We start from the raw sequence: 23,452 nt of genomic DNA, 5'->3' as shown, positions 1-23,452 counted from the left end.
TGACAATACTTTACTTGTTCAAGGTACTTATGACAACTCTGGTGGAAATACATTAGAAGTAACAATTGCCGGTAAAACATATTTTCCAACTGTAAATGGTACAACATGGGAAGTTACTCTTGATCCACTTACTGATGGAGATAATACACTAAGTGTAGTGCTGAGTGATACTGCCGGAAATACAGAGACTATTACAAAAAATATAACAATTGATACAAAAGCAGATACGGATGATGGTACAGGCTCTGGAAGTACCGTAGATGCAACAATTACTTTAAATAACATCAGTGACGACAACTACTTAAATGCAAATGAAGCAGGAAATATCTTAACTCTTAATGGTACATCAAATGTAATTGGAGCAGAAGTTCTCATAACACTTAATGACAACTCCTTTACAACTGCAACAGTTGCTGCAAATGGTACATATAATGTAAATGTCAGTACAACTCAAATTGCAGCATTTCCTGATGGAGAATATACCGTTACAGCTACTATTGTTACAGATACATCAGGTAACAGTGTTTCAGATACAAAAGTAGTGACACTAGATACTACACTTGATAGTGGTAGTGACTATACGGGTGCAAATATTACAATAGATGCTATTAGTGAGGATACAGGTAGTGATGACTTCATTACAGCAGATAGTACTCTTATAATCACAGGAACATTTAATTCAGAAGATGAAAATAGTCTTACTCTAAAACTAGATAGTACTGTTTATAATATAAGTTCAACGGAGCTTACTACTAGTGGAAATACTTGGAGTTTAAACCTTGAAAACATAACTCTTGAACAAGGTCAATACACAGTCACAGCAAGCATAAAAGATACTGCAGGAAACTATGAAGTAGCTACTCAAAATATTCAGATAGTAGATAGCACTGACTTAGGGGTAATTAACCTTAATGAGATTAGTGATAACTTCATTAACTTTGAAGAAGCAACAAGTAATCTCGAGATTACAGGAGTAAGTACAGAAATTGGAGAGATAGTAAGCTTCAAACTTAATGACTCACCTCTTGCAATAAACGGGACCCCTGTAACAGCAGTTGTTACCGCTAATGGAACATTTAGTATTAGCATTCCTGCAGATACTTTCGTCTCTTATACGGATGGTGTTTATAATCTCAAAGCAACAGTTACAGCAACCAATGGAACAATTTACTCTGATACTGAAAATGTAACCCTAGATAGATCAAATAGTAATGTAATAGATGAAGGAACGGGAACAGGAGACAATGGACATGATGCGACTATCACACTAAGTACAGTTGGCGATGGTTTTATAAATAGCGATGAAGCTACATCTGGACTTAGAGTAAGTGGAACAACAACTGCAGTTGAAGGAACGGTGATAAGCTTTGTTACATCTACTGGAGAAGTTATTACACAAAACTCTAATGGCAATGCCATTGTTGCAAAAGCAGATGGTACATATGATACATATATTATTATAAATACTCTTACGGATAACTCTTCACTTTCTATCACTGCTCAAGTTGTAGCGGACAAAGCTGGAAACCTTACAGACTCAAATACACAAACGACTACAGTCGATTTAAGTGTAGGAACACTTAACACTGATACACCAGCATCTCCCGTTCATGAGTCAGGTCTCTCAACTGGTACGGCTACATCATCATCAAGTGTAACAACTTCTGGTAATATTCTTACAAATGATTCAGATATAGGAAACTCTACTATAAGTTCATTTAGTGCTAATGGGCAAGAGGCGACAGTATTGAGTGAAAATAGTAATATATTAACACTTACTACTAGTAGTGGTACTCTTTTTATTGCAACAGCAGATACTGTTCATGACGGAGTAAATTATACAGCTGGAGATTATACTTATGTTCTCCAAAATGCATCAGATGCTTTATCTGATGATTTTGAATATACTCTTGAAGATACAGCAGGAAACAGCAATAGCTCTACTCTTAGTATTTCAATTACTGATGATGTAGTTATGGAAAATGGTGTTGTAGATAAATACCTCTCGTCTGACACATCTAACTATAGCACTAACCTCATCTTAACTCTTGATGTTTCAGGAAGTATGAACTGGGATGCAGAAGGTGATGCACCGGGAGATGGGCACTACAGTGGTTATTTCTGGAACAGGGAATGGATTAATGATTATGATCCTAGTACAAACCGTCTCGCTCTTGCAAAAGAAGCTCTCCAAAATCTTATTGACAAATATGCAGAAATTGGAGATGTAAATATTCAAGTTATTACTTTTTCAGGTACATCAACTGCATCAAATATGCTTAATGCTGCTGATGCAAAAGCATATATTCATTCTCTTACTGCAGATGGTGGGACTATGTATGACACAGCCATTGCCAAAGCAGAACAAAATCCACTCAATGCTTATCCTGATGCAAATACTACTCAGTACTACTTTATATCTGATGGTGTACCAAATAGTGGCGGAGGATTAACTTCAACAGAACAAATTGCTTGGAACAATTATGTCACAAACTCTCCGATAGATAAAACATATGCTATTGGTGTTGGGAATGATGTAAACCTAGGAGAACTTGAAAAGATCGGTAATGATAACGGCGAAACACTTATTATTAATTCTATTACAGATCTCAATAGTACTCTTATTAGCACAGTTAATACTACAATTATTACAGGGGAATTAACAAGTTTTGACCCAGATGGTGTAGCTATTAACTTAGGTGCAGACGGGGGACAGATTACTCAACTATCTCTTTATGATCAAGCAGGAAATATTACACAAATTGTTAACTATGATGTTAACAATCCATCACAATCAATTACAACTTCATTAGGTGGTACTCTCAAAGTAAACTTTGATGATGGCTCATACACTTATACTATAGACTACAAAGATAATGTTGCTGGTCTAGAAGAGCGAATAGATGTAAGTGCTACAGATGACGATGGGGTGAGTCAAACGAATTCCATCTATATTCACCTTCAAACTACCCAAGATGAAAATCTTGCTTATGATGCGAATGGTGTAGATGGAGGGGATGGTTTTGATACTCTTATCCTTAGTGGCTCACAGACCCTAGACTTTGATAGTATTTCAAATATTGGGAATATAGGGGCTATTGATATGGGTACGGGAGATAACACTATTAAAAACTTAGATGTCAATGATATTATTGGTATGACAGATACAGATAATGAACTCTTTATATATGGAGAGGCTCAAGACAACATAACACTAGATGCTGCCCTCTCGAAAGATAATACAACTATAATCGATGCGGATGGAAAAACTTTTGATGTTTATAGTGATGTAAACAACACTGTTACACTCAACATAGAACAAGAAATAGTAGTTTCATAACTACTATTTCTTATGCTCTTAAAAATATAGCTAAACTCAATCTGTCATGCACTTCAAGTTTCTCAAATATATGAGAAAGATGTGCCTTAACAGTCCTTTGTGTAATTCCTAAAGAAATTGCTATCTCTTTATTCGTTTTACCCTCTTGTATTTCTAATGCAACTTCTTTTTCTCTCATACTAAGACACTCTATACATTCAGGTTCTTTATTTTTACTTACTTGTGAACCGTGTACTATGAGAGAGCTCATTATTGTAGGCTGAAGCCATATTACATCATTTTTTATCGTCGAGATTGCTTGCGTTAAATGGACTAAAGACATATAAGTATTTCCATAACCTCTTGAACCTTGGTTTAATAAATTCATAGCCTCATGAAACTCAGGAAGTTCGCTTAAAACAAGTGTTTTGTATTTAGTAAATATTTTCTCTAAAGCGATGTTTTTGTCTTCAACAATAAGTACTTCATATTCCTCTATAAGTTCTGCTTCATCACAAAAAACAGTATATTCTTCTTCTAAGGGTTTAATATGTTCTAAAAAAGATTCATTATTGCTTATAATTGCTATCATCGTTCTCTCAATGCAGCTTGTTGAACTTTAAGTATTGGTTTAAGTAAAAAGTCTAAAACACTTTTTTTACCAGTAATAATATCTACACTTGCTATCATCCCAATGAGTAAATCATATTTTTCTCCACCAAATTCAAGATAACTTTTGTTAGTTTTAATCCTTACAAGGTAAAAGCTATTTCCATCATCATCCGTTATAGTGTCTGCACTAATATGAGTAACCTTCCCTTTTAATGCCCCATATATAGAAAAATCATAAGCAGTAAATTTTACCATCGCATTTTGCCCAGCAAATAGATATGCGATATCTGAGGGTTTGATTTTTGTTTCAACCAAAAGATTGTCATCAAGTGGAATAATTTCTACAATATCTTTACCTGGTTGAACAACCCCATTTACAGTATTTACAAGTAAACGCTGAACTATTCCTTTAACAGGAGAACGAACTGCTGTACGATCGACTCTATCTTCAAGTGCTTCAGAAGATTCCACAATACGACTCATTTCAGACTTTACATCATTTAACTCTTTTTTTGCATCACGAATATACTCTGTTTTTGCCTCTGCTATTTCCCTCTTTGCTTCTAAAATTTTAGAACTCAACTTGGTAAAAGTAAGCTCCACTGCATTTACTTTTCCCTTAAGACTTGAAGCCTGACGAGATAGTTGTAAAAATTCCACTTGAGACACTATCCCCTTTTTCACAAGAGGTCGAGTAATATTCACCTCTTGATTTATAAGGGTATACTCACTTTTTAGCTGTTCATACTCTAGTTTTGCTTCTTCTAGCTCTAGTTTTCGTTGGTTAACATGTTCTTGTAAAATACCTATTTTCTGTTCTAACTGCTTTTTATTTAATTCACAAAGCACTTCTTCTTGTTCTAAAAAAGGCATAAGTTCTTTATTTTTTATACCCTCTATGTTACATACTCCATCTTGAGATTCAACATCAAGACGCATATTTTTTGCTTGCAATTCAAGAAAACGTAAGTGTGTCTCTTCATATGAAGAAGAAAAAGATGTATCGTTTATTTTTAAGAGTATCTGATTCTTTTGGACTACCTCACCCTCTTCTACTAAAATCTCTGAGACGATACCACCTTCTAAATTTTGAATAAGCTGTACATGCTTAGATGGTATAACCTTTCCCTCTCCACGTGCCAATTCATCAACTTCAGCAAAGTATGCCCATAATATCAACCAAAAGATAGAAATAAATACTGCCCAAATTATCATCTTTGAAACAAAGGGAGTTTTTTGTAGAACAGCTTGAGAGAGTGAAGACATATACTCTAGATCTTCTTTTATATGTTGAGGACTATGCATTATTACCCCCTTGTAGTTTCTTTAAAATATCTTCTTTTTTTCCATCTAAAACTATACGGCCTTCATCCATAACAATTACTCTATCCACCAAAGATAACATTGATTGTTTATGAGTCATTAAGATAGTTGTTTTCCCCTCACTCGCTACTTTGAGTCTTTGTAGAAGAAGTACTTCAGATGAGTTATCCATAGAACTACTTGGCTCATCAAGGAGGATAATTGGAGCTTCACCAATAAATGCGCGTGCAATACTTACAGATTGTCTCTGCCCACCAGAGAGCCCACGACCTTGCTCTCCTATAGACATATCAAATCCCTTAGGGTGTTTGTTTATAAACTCACTCACTAAACCTATATGAGCTGCATTTACAAGTGCCTCGTTATCAGAATTTGCTTTTTTATATAAAATATTTGCTCTAAGTGTATCATTAAAGAGTACAGATTCTTGTGCTACATAGTTTATCTCTTTTCTTAATTTAGATGGATCTATTTGAGCAAGGTCTATATTATCAAATAAAACAGCCCCAGAAGTTGGCTCATAAAGTTTTAAAAGTATTTTTGCAAGTGTTGATTTTCCTGAACCTATTTTACCAATTATTGCTACTTTCTCACCCTCTTTTATAGAAAGGTTTATACCTTTTAATGCATTGTTTTCACCTTCTCCATAAGAGAAACAGACATCTTTAAATTCAATATTTCCACCTAATGTCTCACTATGAATAAATTCTTGAGATTCGGGTCTTTCTTCTTCTAGTTTCATAATCTCATCAAGTGCGATATATGCTGTTTTTGTATGTTCATAATTTGAGAGTAATGATGCAATCTGTCCCATTGGTTGAATAATACGAGAACTTAGAATCACGGATGCGATAAGCCCACCCATAGTCAGATTCATCTGCTCTATCATGTAAACACCAACTATAAGAATAACAACTGTATTTAGTTGCACCATAAATGCAGTGACACTTCCTATGGATGCAGAAAGGATTTTAGATGCAAAACCTTTTTGTGCTATGTCAGCATTTGATTCTTCCCACTTCCACTGGGCATGTCCACTAGCTCCTAAAACCTTTATAGTTTCTAAGTTAATAAGAGATTCAATTAAAACACCACTCTTATATGCACTTGCTTCATAAGTTGCTTCTATACTACGCTTTAAAGGTTTCTTGACAATCCATGAATAAAGAAGAATCAGGACTAAAACACTTAAGGGGACAAATACTAATGTTCCACCAATAGAGTATGTAACTGCAATAAAAAGAATCACAAAAGGAAGGTCAATAATAGATGCAAGAGTAGCGGATGTTAAAAAGTTACGAATTGTCTCAAATTCTTTGAGATTGTTTGCAAAGGATCCAACTGATTTTGGAGTTTGAATAAGTTTAAGATTCATAACCTTCTCAAATAAAAGAGAGGAGATAATAATATCACTCTTTTTTCCAGCCAGTTCTAAAAGTTGAGTACGTAAAAGTTTCAAGATAAGGTCTAAAATATATACAACTAAAATACCAATAGCTAAAACCCACATTGTCTCAATAGCAGAATTGGGAACAACTCTATCATAGACATTCATAGTAAAGAGTGGTGCAGCTAAAACAAAAAGGTTAATAATAAAAGATGCAATAATCACATCTCTATAGATTTTCTTAGATATTTTCAGCGAATCAAAAAACCAATGCTTTTTAGCGGTATTAACTCTCTTTCTTTGCTTCTGTTCAAACTTATGTAATTTTTTAATATAGTAACAAAAACCTATATATTCTTTTTTTAGCACCTCTAATGAGACAAGAATATCACCTTCATCCAGTTCATCTAAGATAATTTTTGCTTCGCCCTTTTCGTAATCAATCGCCTCTAAAACACAAGCACCTCTATTTTTTAGAACTAGAATAACTGGAAGAACTAGCTCACTTATGTCATCTAACTCTCTTTGTACTAACTTAGCACTAAATCCGGCTCGACTAGCTGCTCTAGTAAAAAGAGACTTAGATGTTTTTGCATCAAATAAAGAAGGAGAGCTTTCTCCCTCTTTAAGTGGAAGTCCTGCTATAAGTGTCGCAACACTTGTGGGACGATTTTCCAATTTACTAAGAAGAACAAGACACTCCAGCAATGGATCATTTTTTTTATTCTTTTTCATTTAGCTTATAGAGATCTTTTTTTACGAGTTTCATTTCTATACGTCTATTTTTAGCACGACCTGCTTGTGTCTTGTTTGATGCGATTGGCTTAAGTTCACCATCTCCAATTGCAACTATAAGTTCAAGTTTAACACCTTCTTGTATTAGCACTTGTTTTGCAGCATTAGCTCTTTTTTCAGAGAGTACTTGATTATAGGCATTACTTCCTTTACTATCAGTATGTCCTGAAATTTCTACGATATAGTCACCATCTTTTTTAATATCTTCAGCAATTTGATGAAGATAAGCGACACCTTCTTTTGAGAGTTCGTTTGAACGAAATTTAAAGGTTAATGAGTTCATAATAACAGGTTTAGAATCCTCTTTCATATATTCCACAACTTCCTCGACTGCTATTGTATCTGATGATACAGCAACAACTATCTCTTCAATCTCAGGGATAACTTGCTCAATCTTTAAAGGTTTAGGATTGCCCCTACAAACTTTAGATAGTTCTATGCTATTTTCATCTGCACCATATACATCTAAAACATTAGACTCAGAGAGAGTTATACTAAGATCTTTTGGAGTCTCTATATCTATGTGTTTAGATATATCAGTTTTGAGCGAAAATGTTAAAAGTCCCATAGCCTCTAAAACACGATAATGAGCAAATAAAACATCACTTTGTGCATTTGCCAGTTGTGTTTTTGCCTCATTATGCTCTAGTTCTCCATTTAGTAAATCTATAATACTTCTTCGGCCTAACTGATACTCCTCCGTGTAAGAATTAAGAGTCATCTTTGTATACTTAACATGTAAGCGGATACAACGAATCTGTCTATAAGTAATCTCTTTAGCATACCATGCTAGTTTCAATTTTTCTCTTACCGCACGTTGCTGTTCATTCAAAGATTCTTTCTGTACTGTAATGTACTCTAAATTTTGAAGTCTCGCTAACTCATCATTTCCACCTCGGTAGAGATTGTAAGAAATTTTTACAAGTCCCCGAGCACCGGTATTTGTCCCTTTATATCCTTGAACATTATTAGCCATATCAGCAGAAAGTTCTAAGTCAACAGTTGGATAAAAATTACTTTTATCTTTTGCTAAACGTGACTCTTGTACATTAATGTTTGAGCGCTCTAGTAATAGTGTAGGATTATACTTTTGTGCTAAACGCCATAACTCTTCATATGTACTTCCAGGAAGGGCCGGTGATTCAGGTGTTTCTAAAGAAGATGCCGTATATATTTTCCCATACACTCGCTCAAAGTTAATAATAGAGTCTTGATAATTATTTAACTGAGAGATATAGTTTGAATTTGATAGAGCTAATCGTCCTTCAGCTTGTTCAACATCACTTCTTAAACCACTACCAGCTTCTGTTCTTTCACGGATAATGGTGTAAATACGCTCATGTGCTTTAACATTTTCTTCGGCCAGGTCAAGTATAGATTTTTGTCGAAGCACTTCTATATAAACTTCACTCGATTTTAGGGCTAATGTATTAGCACTTTGAAGTACTTGGTATCTTGACGAAGTAATACGAGACTTTTTTTCTTTAATATCTTCATCAGTTGCAAAACCTTCAAATAGATTTTCTGTTGCCACGATACCAGCTGTCGTACGGACTAGGTTAGTGGCATCTTCGTTTAGTCCTCCACTATTTCCACTATAATCACGTTTATTATGTTCAAGGCCTATGTCAGCATTAAAATCTACATTAGGTTTCCATCCAGATTTTGCTTTATCAAGATCATAGTTAATAGCACGATAGTTACTAATCTCTTTTTGCATATTTGGATTTTTATCCAGAGTAACTTGAACCATTTCTTTCATACTTAATGCTATTAGAGAGAGAGGTAAGAAGAAAAGTATTCCTAGTTTATTCATTACTAATATTCCTTTATATTTTTCAATAATAAATTCTATTATCATTCACTTAAGTTGTATATGTATTGTACCATATATTATTAGTTTTTATTTAACTGCATAACCCTAATAAATCCATACCGAATTAGACAACAAGCTAAATTGCTCTGTAATTAGGCACTTTAAACGAAGAAGAGATACCTAAATTGTTTCACCCATTTAGTGCAACTTCTTCTATTACCACGGATGAATTATGTCACAAACAATCTTAAAATTTCAAATTGAGACAACTACTGAAAAACTAACACCAAGAACAAGTGTAGCAATATTTGGCGAATACCTAAAAGGTATGAACTTTGAAACACTTTGTAATAAAAACTTACCAATTTCAAACTAATCACCCATTCCGTACTACCAATCTTTATTGCAATTCTTTTTATATAACCTTCCTTTAGAAGTTCTTTCAAAAAATGCTTTATTATTACATTTTGGATATTTTTTATTACTTTTCCTATCTTTTATTCTCTTAATCCACTAAATCTTTTTAGTAAATATTCAAGTTCTACTCTTTTTTCAGCTTTTGCATCAACTTTATCTTCTAAAAAATCTACTACTTGTTTTTGTAATTTTAGTTTTTCAAGTTTATTTATATTAGTTATCCCGCCAGGATTTAATACATTAACTTCTAATATTTTATCGCCTATCATATCCAGACCGACAAAATATAAACCACTAGATACAAGTTTAGTACCTATTTTTTTACATACTTTCTTTTGACTTTCTATCATTATATATTTATGTACTGTTCCACCAGCTTGTATATTAGCTCGTATCTCTCCATCAGCAGGTTTACGGTTATATGCTCCAATGAATTTACCATTTAACATCAATACTCTAACATCACCGTTTTCTACTCCCTCAATATATTCTTGAAGAATTACATAATTATCCCCAGTTCATCAATATAAAAATCAAGTAAAGAATTGATATTCGAGCGGGCATTTTTTTCTAGAACTATAACTCCACGACCACCAGAACCATCCAATGGTTTAAGTATCATCTTGTCTTGTTCTGATTCTTCAATTGTTTTATTAACTGACCTTACGGACTTTTTGAAAAAAGAGAAAAATATAGTAAAACAAATAATGAGAAAACAAACAGACTACATAGAGCTTTATACGGATTATTTGATTAGTGGAAATGGTTATGCGACAGCGACTGGATTATCATCAATGCTAGATGGTGAAGTGAGTCATGATCAAATAACTCGTTTCTTGTCTAAAAATGAATTTAACTCTAAAGACCTATGGGCTCAAGTTAAAAGGACTGTACGAGAAGTAGAAAAAGATGATGCATGTTTGATTTTCGATGATACAGTTCAAGAGAAAAAATGGACGGATGAGAGTGATATTATGTGTTGGCACTTTGATCATACTGTTGGTAAATCTGTAAGAGGTATCAATATGTTGAATGCTTTATATTATAGTGGTGAAGCATCAATACCAGTAGCATTTGAGATAGTAGAAAAATCCATACAGTTTAGTGATATCAAAACACGACAAGTAAAAAGAAAATCCGATATCGCAAAAAATGAGTTGATGAGAGATATGATACAAACATCTATCAATAATCAACTAAAATTCAAATATATTCTCATGGATACATGGTTTGGAGCTAAAGAAAATTTTGAATTTATTACCAAGAAAAATAAAGAGTTTATAGCAGCTTTAAAAAGCAATCGACTATTCGCAACAAGTTTAGAGAATAAGCATGCAGGGAAATTCGTCAGAGTAGATGAACTAGAATTATCAGACGGGGTGCCCCTTGAGGGTATAAAGAGTCTATACGAGGCAATTTAAAGGGATATGACAAAGAAATTGTTATTGTCCGCCGAGTCTTTACAAACAAAGACGGCACCCCAAGAGTATTTCCTCGCTATTGCTCACGGCAAGTATAGGCATCTTGAATTTGGTATCTAGTGACATTAAACTTGATGGAAATGAAATTTCAACAATCTATGAAAAACGATGGAAAGTTGAAGAGTATCATAAGTCGCTCAAACATAATGTTGATTTGGCGAAGTCACCAACAAAGACAGTTAGAACACAGAGCAATCATATCTTTTTATCTGTTTTAGCATTTTTCAAACTCGAATGTTTGAAAATAAAAAACAAAATGAATCACTTTGCTCTCCGGGCTAAACTATTAGTTAAGGCTAATCAAATCGCTTATTTAGAATTACAGAAGCATAAGGTTTGTTGAAGGTGTGTAAGGTCAGTTATTATTTATAATAATATTTAAATAGAATTATACTATATTTTATTATGAATTAAGTTATATATTTAGAATACTATTCATTATGTGAAGTTATGCTATAATTTTCAATGGCAAAAAGAATATCAGAAAAATTAGAAAATATGAAAAAGGAGCTTTATTTAGAAGCTTCGGCTGAGTTGTTTGAAGAAGTTGGATATGAAAATACGACTGTATCGGACATAGCAGAATCATTGGATATTTCAGTGGGAACTTTTTATAAAACCTTTGAAACAAAAGCAAATTTATATTCTGAACATGTTTTACATCAATTGAGAAGTTTTGTTGAAAGACTAGAAGAGAGTTCAACCGATGACTCAATGTCGAACCTTAAGCTTTTTTTACATAATACTTACGAACCTTTCATCAAGAATAAAAATGGTGAGGAAGTTAATATTTCGCGAGAAAATGACCCGTTCTTTTTTCATAACCTTAATACAAACGATTCTCAGCCGCTGGATGGACTTTATAAGTATCTTGAGAAACAATTCAAAGAGATTATTAAAGATGATACTTTAGATTACTACCATATAGCTGTGTTGTTTAAGAAATTAGCAGATGCTTATACTGAGAGCTATATGATAAAAAAGTTTGATACAACTAATGCTATAGATGATACTGTAAGCCTTTTCTTTAATGGAATTACTAAGAGTTGATTTATAAAAGATTATGAAAATAAACCTAATGCAAATACTTCAATTGTATTATAGACTTTCTCAATATAGGAAAAAGGCAGTAAAATGGATTATCAATCAATATTAAATGAAATTATACAAGAAGTCACTCCATTTTTAAAAGATGGGAAAGTAGCAGACTATATACCAGCATTAGAAAATGTAGATCCTGAGCAATTTGCTATGAGCATTACAATGTTTGATGGAACTCAGTTTACTGTAGGACAAGCCGATACTTTATTCTCCATTCAGAGTATTTCAAAAGTTTTTACATTTACATTGGCACTGAAATTTTACCGTAGTAATTTGTATAAACGTATTGGGCATGAGCCATCAGGAAATCCTTTTAACTCTCTTGTCCAACTTGAGTATGAACATGGAAAGCCAAGGAACCCCTTTATTAATGCAGGTGCGATTAATGTTACTGATGCTCTTATTAATTATTATGGAGGTAGTGATATTGCTTACAAAGAAGTTTTAAATTTTATTCGTTCAATATCTAATAATGATTTAATTACTTGCAATGAAGTAGTCGCTACTTCAGAAATGGAGCATGGGTATAGAAATATGGCATTAGCAAACTTAATGAAAAGTTTTAATAATCTTGATAATGAAGTTAGTGATGTGGTTCAAATGTATTTTAAACATTGTTCTGTTGAAATGAGCACCAATATGCTCTCTCGTGCTATGCTCTATTTGGCAAATCATGGAACCGATCCTATTACTGACAAAATATATATTAGAGAATCTCAAGCTAAACGTATAAACGCGGTAATGTTAACATGTGGTCATTATGATGCTTCCGGTGATTTTGCTTATCATGTAGGTTTACCTGGAAAAAGTGGTGTTGGAGGTGGCATAGTAGCCGTTGTTCCGAAGTTGATGGGTATATCTGTCTGGGCTCCTGGTTTAAATGCCAATGGTAATTCATTAGTAGGAACCATGGCTCTTAAATTATTTACAAGTAAAACAGGACTGTCAATTTTTTGATTTTTCCATTATAGATGGGCTATATTTCATTGACAAAATTCTAAATATAAAAAGAACTCCAATAACACCAAGAAGTGATACTATCTTTTGAATATCAAATTTGTCGTTTACAATAAGCATAATGTCACGAATAAAAAAAACTATAGTGGAATCTATCATAAATCGTAATTTAATACGATTTTCATCACTAAATAAAAAACCTATGAGCATTCGTATCAATTCAAGGATAATAATAAATTCAAGCAAAACAACTGCAAGTTTAGAAAAACTATTAATAGCACTAAAATCTTTGACTAACAAGAGAAGGAACAGTGCAATAAAAAACTTAATATACACCGGTGATTTTTCTACTTTTTAGCCGTCGTATCTGATTTTGGAGTAACATTTTTTTCTATGTAATCCATAATTTTCCCGGCTATGTCTAGCTTTGTTGATTTTTCAATACCCTCTAAACCAGGGGATGAATTTACTTCCATAACAAGCGGTCCACGAGCGGACTCAATCATATCAACGCCACAAACTCCAAGGCCCATAGCTTTAGCGGCTGCAAGTGCCGTTGATTTCTCTTTACGAGTTAGTTTATGAGCCGTAGCACTTCCACCTTGATGAAGGTTTGATCTAAAATCACCTTCGGCACCTTGGTGTTTCATAGCACCTACAACTTCTCCACCGACGATTAATGCTCTAATATCAGCACCACCCGTTTCTTTAATAAACTCTTGCACGAGTAAGCTTACATCCATTCCATAAAATGCATCAAGAACCGACTTTGCCGCTTTTTCAGTATCTACCAAAACAACGCCTACTCCTTGAGTTCCTTCCAATATTTTCAAGATCAATGGTGTTCCACCACTCAAAGTGTCTTACCATCGCCGTACCGTAAAAAGTTCGGCTAGCGCCAATTCTAGGAATAATTGCATCCGGAACAGGTAACTGTTCCCCTAAATAGTTAATATGAAGTTCACCTTTCATTATTTCTATAGAACATTTTAAGTAATCAATTACTCTAACTTCCCAACCTTTAGCTACAGCCGCTTCGACTAATCTTTTTGTTGAATACAACTCTTTATTTCTTGGTAATATATATACGTTCATCCATTCTCCTTTTTTGTTATTTGCTAAATACTCTTGGGACACATCTACTAAAAACTTACCACTTAAAAAGTGTCTTCCTATTAGCATAGGATATTTCATATCTGCCCTATTTGTTAAAGATACAACAGTTTCATATCTTTTTCCAAAAAACTCTACACTCACTTTTATGGATGGCCTTTCTTGAAGTTCACCGTTTGAGCTTCTAACCTTTTTAACTTTGTACAAAGGCATACTTATTCTTTTGCCATGATAAGATGGATGAACTTCATCTAATAAGTGAAAGTGAACAAAACCATGCTTATCTATCTCTATATTATCGCAATGCAGAGCATTTGAATCCGCTCCAGTATCTACTTTTGCATCTATATCAAATAGCTCTAAGTCGAGAATAGATATAGTTTCTTTTTTCCCGATGATTTTTAGTGGAAAAATATTATTTATGAAATTAAGTTGTCCACTCGATAAAATCCATCCAATAATCTTTATGGATACTACAGCACTAAAGATAAGAGTTGATAGAGTTAAAAAGAAAGAGATTATAGGAATTTGGATAGTTTTATGCTTTTGACTTTTACATCAATTTAAGCAATTTTTGAGCCTAAATCTCGTCGGATTTATCTAGATTCCGACTGACTCCTAGATATAATTAAGCCTAATTAAATATTAGACAAGTACAATCAAAGGATGAAAGAAAAACTTAAACACTATGCAAAAGAGATTTCTTTGTTTATTCTTGTAATAACTATATTTGCAAATGTAATTAGTATTTATAAAAGTCAAAACTTAAATAATGATGTTCTCTCCTTGCAGATTATAAAACCTGTAAACAAACCTATATTAGTTCATGTCTGGGCTGTATGGTGTCCTATATGTAAAGCTGAGGCAGATAATATTCAAAGAGTATCTGAGTATTATGCAGTTATAACTATCGCTGTTAACTCAGGGGATGATACATCTATTGAAAAATATATGAAAGAAAATAATTTAGATTTTAAATTTATAAATGATATAAATGGAAAACTTGCACAAGAATTAAATGTTAATGCCTATCCTAGTACATTTATATACGACAAAGATAGAAATTTGGTTTTTAGTGAGGTTGGTTATACCAGTAGTATTGGATTGTTCTTACGAATGATTTGGAGTAGTTTCTAGAAATATAATATAAATATGAGAGAGAAAATACTCTCTCTCATAAAGAAGAAAAGTCTTAGTCTGTAATTTTTACAGCATAAGCCTTGTCTGAAAGTGGAACCCACGGACGTTTAATATGTTGTGGACGACGTAGTTTATCACTAGAGTTAAGAGGACGAGTTAATATATCTCTCCAACCTTGATAAATTTTAAAGTTATTTTCGTAGTTAACATAAATGTCACCAATTTTATCACCAGCTTCAGCAGCTGATAAAATAACTTTCTGGTGCCAACAATGCATACCAGAAATAGGATCAGGATGAGCTGCAGCAACAGCATTTTGCCACGAACCACTTAGTCCATCCCACCAAATATTACCAGAGTCTCTATTGTAGTCAGCAAATCTTTCAGTATGGAAAGGTTTAATACCCTCTACATACGTAAGTTTACCTTCTTTTCCATCCATCTGTAATTCAGCAGTTGGAACACCAAAGCTGTTAATACCACTAGTACCATTATAATTTTCAATCTTAATCTGTCCACCCTCTTTTCCTGCATTTTCAGGAGAGTGAGCCATAAATTTAGGATCATTCATATTTCTAGTAACAGGTTGAGAATCAATTTTTCCATCAGTAACACCATTAGGAATTGAAACTGAGTTTACAAGTTTCCAACGTCCACCGTGGTGAGAACAAGCAAGAGTTCCTGGAAGAACACCCTCAGTTGGAACAGCCATAGCTACGAAGTAACCAGAATCTAAACCTGTAATACTATCTGTAATATTTACACGAATTGCATCACCGCGCTTAAAGCCTTGCTTCTTAGCATCTGGAGTTGAAATCCAAATTGGATCGTGATTTTGTGAAATCTCCATAAGATGCTTAGAATTTGCAGAACGAGTATGAATATTGTATGGTAAACGAAAAACTGTATTAAGAGCATACGAGTTCTCTTCTTCCATATACATATGATTTACATGAGATACAATTTCTTTCATCTCTTTTTTCTCTTTATCATTTCTTGGATAGAAAGGGATAGAGTATTCTGGCCACTTCCAGTCGTCAGCTAACCAATCACAGAAGAAGTCGAGCTTTTTATCTAATGTCGCAAAACCTTCCATTTTAACACCATCGATTTCAATACCGATAGACTTTTCTTTCCCGTGGCTTTTAGCAGTCATTACACCAGTACGCTTGTCTGTATGAACATGTTTTTTATCATATTTATGACCATGAGAAATATAATTCTTTCCATCATCTTTGATTTCACGTTCTTGTGGAGAATAAATTTTATTCTCTTCTAACCATGCCCCGTGATCTCTCATATATTCATACACAGGATACTCTGCATCTTTATATCTATCATCCGTTGTAGCAAGTTCTTTAAGATTTGGTAAGTTGTCACCAAATGCAGCATCATACCACTCAGAAATAGTAACTGGTACACCAGGATTCTTTTTAGATTCCCACATAGACTTAATAGTTTTAGTTTTAGCAGCATCAAGGAATATTTCACCCTTAGGGTCAATATAGTTAACACACATGTCAAACCAGAACTCATTCTCTTCCCAAACTTCACCAAGACCAGCTTTAATGTGAGCTTCAAGTGTAGCACGGTTAGGGTTTTTAGGTTTCCATCCAGATTTTTCTAAAGCAACACGCATAACAGGTTGACGAAAAGATGTCCAACGTGCTGGCATTGTAGCTTCAGAATGCTGATCATGTCTTTCACCAGCTAAACCAACAGGAAGAACATAATCAACATACCAGTTAGTCTCACTCCATGTAGGAGAAAGATTAAATGTAAGTTCCATCTTAGATTCATCTTTAATCGTATCTATCCATCTGAAACCATCAGGATTAATCCAAACTGGGTTGTACATACGTGGAATCCAAACTGAAAGTTTTTTAGGCACATTAAGACCTTTTTTATTCCACTTACCTTGCCACTCTTCATCAGCTAAAAGGTGAGGAAGTAAGTATGACATTTCATATGTAGATAGAGGCCATTCTGGTGGCCATGAAAGTTCATTATATACGTCAATCTTAGGAACATCAGCTCCACGCTTACCTTGACCTACAGTTGAACTACCACCTTTACCAGCAACAGAAATAACATGCCAGTGGTGGAAGAATGTTCCACCTTCTGGTCCGATTGCACCACGCATACCTAATGCTAGAAAACCAGTACGACCACTAGTCCAGCCACCAAGATTACCGGCAGCAGAAGCACGCCAGAAGTATGATGAAATAGAAGTGTCAGCCCAAATGAACATGTCATAAAGCTCTTCTATTTTGTATGCTGGAACATGTGTTTCTTTAACAGCATATTCAAGTGTATATGGAGCATATAACTCTTTAAGCATAGCCATAAAATCTTCAAATGTATTGTTCTCTGGAACTTTAGAGATATAACCTTTTTCTACCATAAACTTAAGGTAGTCAGTGTTATCCATCATTACTTCCCAGTTGAACCACTTTTTAACAAAAGTTTTATTCACTTTATCTTCATTTAGCATACGCTGAACTAGATAAAGGTATAAAGTAGGTTCTGTACCTGGCCAACAAGCAATCCATAAGTCCGCCATACCAGCAGAGTTTGACATACGAGGATCCATAACTACTAGTTTAGCACCTTTAGCTCTTGCGTCAGCGATATGTCCCGCAGCTTGCTGGAAGTAGTGACCAGCATCAGCAGCATGAGAGGAGTTAAGAAAGATTAACTTCGCATTTGCCCAATCCGGTGAACTTCTATCATCATTTGCCCACTGAATAGTCGGAGTACGACCACCAGATGAACAGATATTTGTATGAGAGTTAAAACAATCTTGACCGATTGTTTGCCATACTTTACCTGTAAAACCATTCTCATTTGGGCGACCAACATGGAACATGCAAGACTTTTTAGATAACTCATCATCGCCTTTAATAGCATCATGCATTTTGTTACCAATAGTAGTCATTGCTTCGTCCCAAGTAGTACGAATCCACTTACCTTCACCACGAGCAGAACCCGGAGCACGTTTAAGTGGAAATGCTATACGATCTGGATCGTACATTTGACTTTGAGTAGCATAACCTTTTGCACAGTTTCTACCACGAGAACCTGCATGAAGTGGGTTACCCATGTACTTTTTAACTGTGAAAGTTTTCTTGTCAATCCAAGCTGTTAGACCACAAGACGCTTCACAGTTAGAACATGCTGTAGGAACGATAGTATAATCGTTAACTTCAATTCCATCAGGGTTAGATTCACTTCTAACACCTTTACGCTCAAGACCACCACGTTTCCAGTCGTTTCCATCTAATTCTTTAAAATCAGCCCATTCTTCCATTGGAGGATAAAATGATAATGAATCTGGAGTATCAGTAAACTTACTCTCCTCAATAGATTCAGCCATAGCATCAGCAGTAAATACGCCTTTTGCAATTGCAGCACCAGCAACACTAAATGCGGCACCTTTTAAAAATGTTCTTCTACTTTGTAAATACATTTATAGTTTCTCCCTAACTCATTGGTAATAATTGTGGAATGATTAGCCAAACGTGCTTTACGATTGCTAAACCAACTAGAGCTAAAATTGCTGCTAGTTTTAAAATTGACTCAGATTTGCTTGAACGACTTAATAGAATAAGAAGCATAGGTAAAATATATGTCATCCATTGTCCTAACCAGAACATAACAGTATATGGTCCATCACCTTTGATGTATTCCATTACGGCGGCAACTTCTTCTGCTTTCATTGGACCAAAGACATACTCTGACATATAAATAATGAATGCCATTAAAGCACTTAGTCCTAAAACAACACCTAGTGATTTTTTAGCTTCATAAGAAAGCTTATTTCCACCAAGTAATATCATAGTAGCTGAACCAGATAGTGTCGCTGCTAAAATCATTTGTGCTGACTCTGTTGGCATTTGCCATAGTTCACGTGCGGTACACTGAGCCATAAGAGCTGCAGTATAAAGAGTAACTGGAATAGCTAAGATAGCCGTCCATAAAAGAACTTTATCATATGTTTCATCATTCTTCTTCCAAGCTAGAAACACTAAAAGTGTTAAAAGACCTAAGAAAGCTGATGCCATAAAAGAACCAACTGTAATAGCTGATGTCCAATGCGGGTGAAAGAAAATATGCCACATTCTAAATGGTTGGTGCAAGTCCGCTAATGTAAACAATAAGAAAATATTGATAAATACAAATGCAGTAATAGCAATTGGTAATCTTAAATTACTTACTGAATTGGGATGTGTTCTCTGAAGCATGAAAAGCATAAAAATTACACCTGTACCAATACTTTTTGCCCACATATTAACTGTAACTAACCAAGGCCAAACGATACCTGGAATTGCTACATCTAAAGTTACTACAGCGTTTGTAGCTGCTAAAATCTCATGTGCTGCCATTAGTGGTGCCCTCCTACAGGAAGTGTCGTGATTTTACCAAATAGTGAATCACCATCAACTCTATGTGAAGCTAGAGGATTAAGACTAACATTTCCACCACCTACATAATAGTGATGAGGGTTAGTTCCCTTCTCTGGTTTACGAACTTGTACATTAGATTGATTAGACTGAATATACTTAGATATATTTGATTTTGCATCATCTAAGTCACCAAAAATATTTGCTTCAACTGGACATGCAACAACACAAGCTGGCATCATTGAAGATGCGATACGGTGTGCACAGTATGTACATTTATCAGCAGTTTGTGTTTGAGGATCTATATAAATAGCTCCATAAGGACAAGCCATAACACAACCAGCACAACCAATACAACGTTCTTTATCAATATTTACAATACCGTTATCAAGATAATGTAATGCAGATACTGGACAAATTCTCTCACAAGGAGCATTCTCGCAGTGATTACATCTTAGAGGTGTAAATGTTCTTTTAGTTTCTGGAAATGTACCAACATCCACATATTTAACACGGAGTCTCCATGTACTCAATGGAACTTCATTCTCCACTTTACATGCGATCTCACAACCTTTACAACCCATACATAGGTGTAAATCAACTAGGAAACCTAATTGCATATATTCTCCTTTTTGCCTTTTAAGGCTTTTTTATAAGATTCATTACTTTAACTAATTAATATCAAAAAGCACCTATATATTAAATGTAAGGCTTTTATACTATTACAATACTAGCTAAGTATTCTTAAATACATTATAAAAATCTTCTTTATTTATGGTTAATTATATATCACTGTGTAGTTTTAGAAAAGAGGACGTAAGAGTTATTTTAATCTAACTCTTACGGATTGTTCATGGGCTGTTAGACCCTCTGAATTTGCTATAAGTGCACACTCTTCACCAATCTCGTTAATTGCTTGTGAACTAAACGAAATTATAGAAGTTTTTTTCATAAAATTCTCAACTCCAAGTGGAGAATAAAATTTTGCTGTTCCACCTGTAGGCAGTGTATGGTTTGGTCCAGCAACATAATCACCTATTGCTTCTGGAGTGTTGTGCCCTAAAAAGATTGCACCAGCATGTTTAATAAAAGGTAGTAATTCAAAAGGTGACAAAGTAGCTACTTCTAGGTGTTCAGGAGCGATATCATTCATTAATTTTATCGCCTCTTCCATATCTTGTGTGACAATAATTGCACCGCGTTCTTCAATAGACTTTCTCGCTATCTCTTGACGAGGAAGTTTTACTAACCAATTTTCAAGTTCAATTTTAACAGCATCTGCTAATTTTTGAGAAGGAGTAATTAAAATCGAACTTGCCATTTCATCATGCTCTGCCTGAGATAATAAATCTATTGCTAAATGATTTGCATTTGCACTATCATCAGCTAAAATTCCTATCTCACTAGGGCCTGCTATCATATCAATATTTACATCACCAAAAACCATTTTTTTCGCTGTTGCAACAAAAATATTACCAGGTCCAGTGATTACATCAACCTTAGGAATAGTCTCTGTACCATATGCCATAGCGGCAATTGCACTCGCTCCACCTACTTTATAAACTTGATCAACACCACATAAATGACAAGCGGCGAGGAGAAGTTCATTTGGTTCATTATCTGGAGTTGGTGTACATATAACAATCTCTTGGACACCTGCAACTTGGGCAGGAATAACATTCATCAAAAGTGAAGATGGGTATGCTGCTTTTCCACCTGGGATATAGAGCCCTGCACTATCAACAGCTGTCACTTTTTGACCTAGAATAGTTCCGTTATCTTCTGTATCAAACCATGATTTTGGCTTTTGCTTTTCATGATATTTTTTAATTCTATCGTATGCTAGGTGTAGTGCAGACTTTAGTTTATCATCTATATTATTATATGCATGCTCCATTGACTCTGTAGATATTTTTAAATCTTCATCAGAAGTTGGTGTCCAGTTATCAAACTTTGCTATATGAGATTTTAAAGCACTGTTTTTATCTATTCTTATTTCATTAATCATGCCACCGACGATAGCACTAACATTTGCAATATCCATCGTTCCTCGACCTAATAATTCTTCAAAGTTTTCATTAAATTTTATATCTTTTGCATTTATAAACATCATTTTGTATTTACTCTCTTTTTTATTTTATCAAACTCTATTTTAACGATACCTAGTCCTTTTAAAAACATTGTTTTGTCAATAGCACCCATTAATGGTCTATACATTGCTTTTCCATCAGGCTTCAAAAACCATATCGCTGGTGTTCCTGGACTCCACAACTCTTTTGGTATAAAATCATTCTCATCACTATATGCGACAACAGAAATGAAATCTTTATTAAGTGACTCTATGACTACATTATCAGAAAATGTTGTTTTCTCCAAAATAACACAGTATTTACAAGTATGTCGAGAGGATACAAACATTATTGCTTTATTCTCTGCTTTTGCCTTTATGATTGCTGAGTCAAAGTCTTTTTCCCAGTTTATTGATCTATTGTCAACTTTTGGCACTTGATAAGACATAGTCTTAGTAGTAGATATAGGTCTTTCATTTATACTTTGTTGATTGATTTGATTTACATTTTTTTCTTTATTATTATTAGATATGCTTTCCAGTTGCTTTTTAATTTCATCTATTTCTAAAGTTACTTTTGCATTATACTTTTTATCTTTCTCTTCCTTTGAAATCATATCTTCAATATTATTTTTAATTTCCTGTTCGTTTATATTAAAACTCGCAATCATTTTACATCTAATTTGTCCATTATTCTCAAAAGTGTAAGTTTGTTTTTTATTTTCTAGTTTCAAAACACCCGTAGATAATGTTCTGACTATCTTTTTTGTTTTTTCATCAACTACTCCGTTACTGTCACTACTCGATAGTTTAAAGTCACTCATAACAAATGTACCTGCTTCTTCCATAGCTTCTTGCTTACAATACGATAATGCTTTTTTACATGCCTCAGGTACTGAATTCCCTATATATTCTCCAGTTGTAGTATATATTTTAGAGAATAAAGATGAAGAGAATAGCAAGATCAGCAATATAAAAATTTTAAACATATTTTTTCACCTTTTTTAATATTTCTTTTGAACACTCTTGTGCTGTTTTATGGGTCACATCCACAACAATATCAGCTAGTTTCTTATACTCAGGAAGTCTTTCATTGTAAAGCTTTTCTGCCATCTTCAAGTCAGCTAATAGTGGGCGTTTTTTCAGTTTTTTCTTCGCATTTGGATGTTCTTTTATACGTTTTATAATCTCTTTAAATGAGGAGTCAAGCAATACTACAGTACCTATCTTATTAATATTTTTCTGTTTATAGAATCCCCCACCAGTTGAAATCAATGTATTATCTACACTTTTTTCCAGCCAATGTGCAACATTCTTTTCTAAGTCTCTAAAATATGCTTCACCAATCTCATCAAAAATATTTTTTATTTTTTTATTTTCCATACTCTCAATCAAATCATCAGTATCAATAGCGATATAGCTAGAGTTTTTTACTACTTCTCTGGCTACACTTCCTTTACCAACACCCATAAAACCGATTAATACAATATTTGACATAAAATTATTTTACCTTAATACAC

The 23,452-nt window shown here is 34.0% G+C and carries 20 protein-coding genes and 2 pseudogenes; 7 read left to right on the top strand and 15 right to left on the bottom strand.

The window, feature by feature from the left end:
• Positions 1–3,340: Ig-like domain-containing protein (locus HOG88_RS08360; RefSeq protein WP_295005113.1), on the top strand; the 3,340-nt coding region annotated here is incomplete at its 5' end.
• A 10-nt stretch (positions 3,341–3,350) separates the two neighbouring features.
• Here HOG88_RS08360 and HOG88_RS08355 read toward each other — a convergent pair.
• The 4 genes from HOG88_RS08355 to HOG88_RS08340 are packed head-to-tail and all read right to left on the bottom strand — an operon-like array spanning position 3,351 to position 9,252.
• Positions 3,351–3,911, bottom strand: a complete 561-nt coding sequence (locus HOG88_RS08355) for a response regulator transcription factor (protein WP_295005111.1) — start codon at positions 3,909–3,911, stop codon at positions 3,351–3,353.
• Positions 3,908–5,236 (bottom strand): HlyD family type I secretion periplasmic adaptor subunit, encoded by a 1,329-nt coding sequence (locus HOG88_RS08350; protein ID WP_295005109.1) that lies wholly within the window; start codon positions 5,234–5,236, stop codon positions 3,908–3,910. The genes HOG88_RS08355 and HOG88_RS08350 overlap by 4 nt, the downstream gene beginning before the upstream one ends.
• Complete coding sequence (locus HOG88_RS08345) at positions 5,229–7,376, bottom strand: type I secretion system permease/ATPase (RefSeq protein ID WP_295005107.1); 2,148 nt, start codon at positions 7,374–7,376, stop codon at positions 5,229–5,231. Before HOG88_RS08345 ends, HOG88_RS08350 begins: the two co-directional genes overlap by 8 nt.
• Positions 7,363–9,252 (bottom strand): TolC family outer membrane protein, encoded by a 1,890-nt coding sequence (locus HOG88_RS08340; RefSeq protein ID WP_295005105.1) that lies wholly within the window; start codon positions 9,250–9,252, stop codon positions 7,363–7,365. Before HOG88_RS08340 ends, HOG88_RS08345 begins: the two co-directional genes overlap by 14 nt.
• A 232-nt stretch (positions 9,253–9,484) precedes the next feature.
• Here HOG88_RS08340 and HOG88_RS08335 point away from each other — a divergent pair, with 232 nt between their 5' ends.
• Positions 9,485–9,628: a hypothetical protein gene (locus HOG88_RS08335; RefSeq protein ID WP_295005103.1), complete on the top strand. Its 144-nt coding sequence runs from the start codon at positions 9,485–9,487 to the stop codon at positions 9,626–9,628.
• 121 nt (positions 9,629–9,749) lie between these two features.
• On the opposite strand, the gene HOG88_RS08330 is transcribed toward HOG88_RS08335, so the two are convergent.
• Entirely contained in the window at positions 9,750–10,154 is a 405-nt protein-coding gene (locus tag HOG88_RS08330) for a hypothetical protein (protein WP_295005118.1), read from the bottom strand.
• A gap of 14 nt (positions 10,155–10,168) precedes the next feature.
• Positions 10,169–10,315: a hypothetical protein gene (locus HOG88_RS08325; protein WP_367234902.1), complete on the bottom strand. Its 147-nt coding sequence runs from the start codon at positions 10,313–10,315 to the stop codon at positions 10,169–10,171.
• A 61-nt stretch (positions 10,316–10,376) separates the two neighbouring features.
• Between HOG88_RS08325 and HOG88_RS08320 the strand changes: the two genes are divergently transcribed.
• The 4 genes from HOG88_RS08320 to HOG88_RS08305 all read left to right on the top strand — a co-directional run bounded on the left by HOG88_RS08320 (position 10,377) and on the right by HOG88_RS08305 (position 13,208).
• Positions 10,377–11,090 (top strand): transposase, encoded by a 714-nt coding sequence (locus tag HOG88_RS08320; RefSeq protein WP_295005101.1) that lies wholly within the window; start codon positions 10,377–10,379, stop codon positions 11,088–11,090.
• Between the two features lie 79 nt (positions 11,091–11,169).
• Entirely contained in the window at positions 11,170–11,493 is a 324-nt protein-coding gene (locus HOG88_RS08315) for a hypothetical protein (RefSeq protein ID WP_295005099.1), read from the top strand.
• A gap of 122 nt (positions 11,494–11,615) precedes the next feature.
• On the top strand, positions 11,616–12,200 hold the full coding sequence (locus HOG88_RS08310) for a TetR/AcrR family transcriptional regulator (RefSeq protein WP_295005098.1): 585 nt from the start codon (positions 11,616–11,618) through the stop codon (positions 12,198–12,200).
• 84 nt (positions 12,201–12,284) lie between these two features.
• The gene (locus HOG88_RS08305) at positions 12,285–13,208 is read left to right on the top strand and encodes a glutaminase (protein ID WP_295005097.1); all 924 of its coding nucleotides are present in this window, start codon (positions 12,285–12,287) and stop codon (positions 13,206–13,208) included.
• On the opposite strand, the gene HOG88_RS08300 is transcribed toward HOG88_RS08305, so the two are convergent.
• The 3 genes and pseudogenes from HOG88_RS08300 to HOG88_RS11930 all read right to left on the bottom strand — a co-directional run.
• Positions 13,197–13,544: a phosphate-starvation-inducible PsiE family protein gene (locus HOG88_RS08300; RefSeq protein WP_295005095.1), complete on the bottom strand. Its 348-nt coding sequence runs from the start codon at positions 13,542–13,544 to the stop codon at positions 13,197–13,199. The two genes, HOG88_RS08305 and HOG88_RS08300, sit on opposite strands and share 12 nt — an antisense overlap.
• An 11-nt stretch (positions 13,545–13,555) precedes the next feature.
• Positions 13,556–14,303: pseudogene (locus HOG88_RS11935) on the bottom strand (RimK family alpha-L-glutamate ligase).
• Positions 14,304–14,333: 30 nt separating this feature from the next.
• Positions 14,334–14,717 (bottom strand): annotated as a pseudogene (locus tag HOG88_RS11930) (ATP-dependent zinc protease); the annotation flags it as partial.
• 270 nt (positions 14,718–14,987) lie between these two features.
• Here HOG88_RS11930 and HOG88_RS08285 point away from each other — a divergent pair.
• Positions 14,988–15,458, top strand: coding sequence for a redoxin domain-containing protein (locus tag HOG88_RS08285; protein ID WP_295005091.1), 471 nt, complete (start codon positions 14,988–14,990; stop codon positions 15,456–15,458).
• Between the two features lie 55 nt (positions 15,459–15,513).
• On the opposite strand, the gene HOG88_RS08280 is transcribed toward HOG88_RS08285, so the two are convergent.
• The 6 genes from HOG88_RS08280 to HOG88_RS08255 form a co-directional block, all read right to left on the bottom strand.
• Positions 15,514–18,930, bottom strand: coding sequence for a molybdopterin-dependent oxidoreductase (locus HOG88_RS08280; RefSeq protein ID WP_295005089.1), 3,417 nt, complete (start codon positions 18,928–18,930; stop codon positions 15,514–15,516).
• A gap of 13 nt (positions 18,931–18,943) precedes the next feature.
• The gene (gene nrfD / locus HOG88_RS08275; protein WP_295005087.1) at positions 18,944–19,846 is read right to left on the bottom strand and encodes an NrfD/PsrC family molybdoenzyme membrane anchor subunit; all 903 of its coding nucleotides are present in this window, start codon (positions 19,844–19,846) and stop codon (positions 18,944–18,946) included.
• Complete coding sequence (locus tag HOG88_RS08270) at positions 19,846–20,484, bottom strand: 4Fe-4S dicluster domain-containing protein (RefSeq protein WP_295005085.1); 639 nt, start codon at positions 20,482–20,484, stop codon at positions 19,846–19,848. The genes nrfD and HOG88_RS08270 overlap by 1 nt, the downstream gene beginning before the upstream one ends.
• A gap of 203 nt (positions 20,485–20,687) precedes the next feature.
• Entirely contained in the window at positions 20,688–21,977 is a 1,290-nt protein-coding gene (gene hisD / locus HOG88_RS08265; protein ID WP_295005083.1) for a histidinol dehydrogenase, read from the bottom strand.
• Complete coding sequence (locus HOG88_RS08260; protein ID WP_295005081.1) at positions 21,974–22,921, bottom strand: DUF255 domain-containing protein; 948 nt, start codon at positions 22,919–22,921, stop codon at positions 21,974–21,976. Before HOG88_RS08260 ends, hisD begins: the two co-directional genes overlap by 4 nt.
• The gene (locus tag HOG88_RS08255) at positions 22,914–23,429 is read right to left on the bottom strand and encodes a shikimate kinase (protein WP_295005079.1); all 516 of its coding nucleotides are present in this window, start codon (positions 23,427–23,429) and stop codon (positions 22,914–22,916) included. The genes HOG88_RS08260 and HOG88_RS08255 overlap by 8 nt, the downstream gene beginning before the upstream one ends.
• Positions 23,430–23,452 lie beyond the last annotated feature (23 nt).

The organism is Sulfurimonas sp., assembly GCF_018698455.1.
Lineage (GTDB): Bacteria > Campylobacterota > Campylobacteria > Campylobacterales > Sulfurimonadaceae > Sulfurimonas.
Note: the sequence above shows the minus strand (reverse complement) of the source record. Positions and strands in the feature narration are given on the sequence as shown.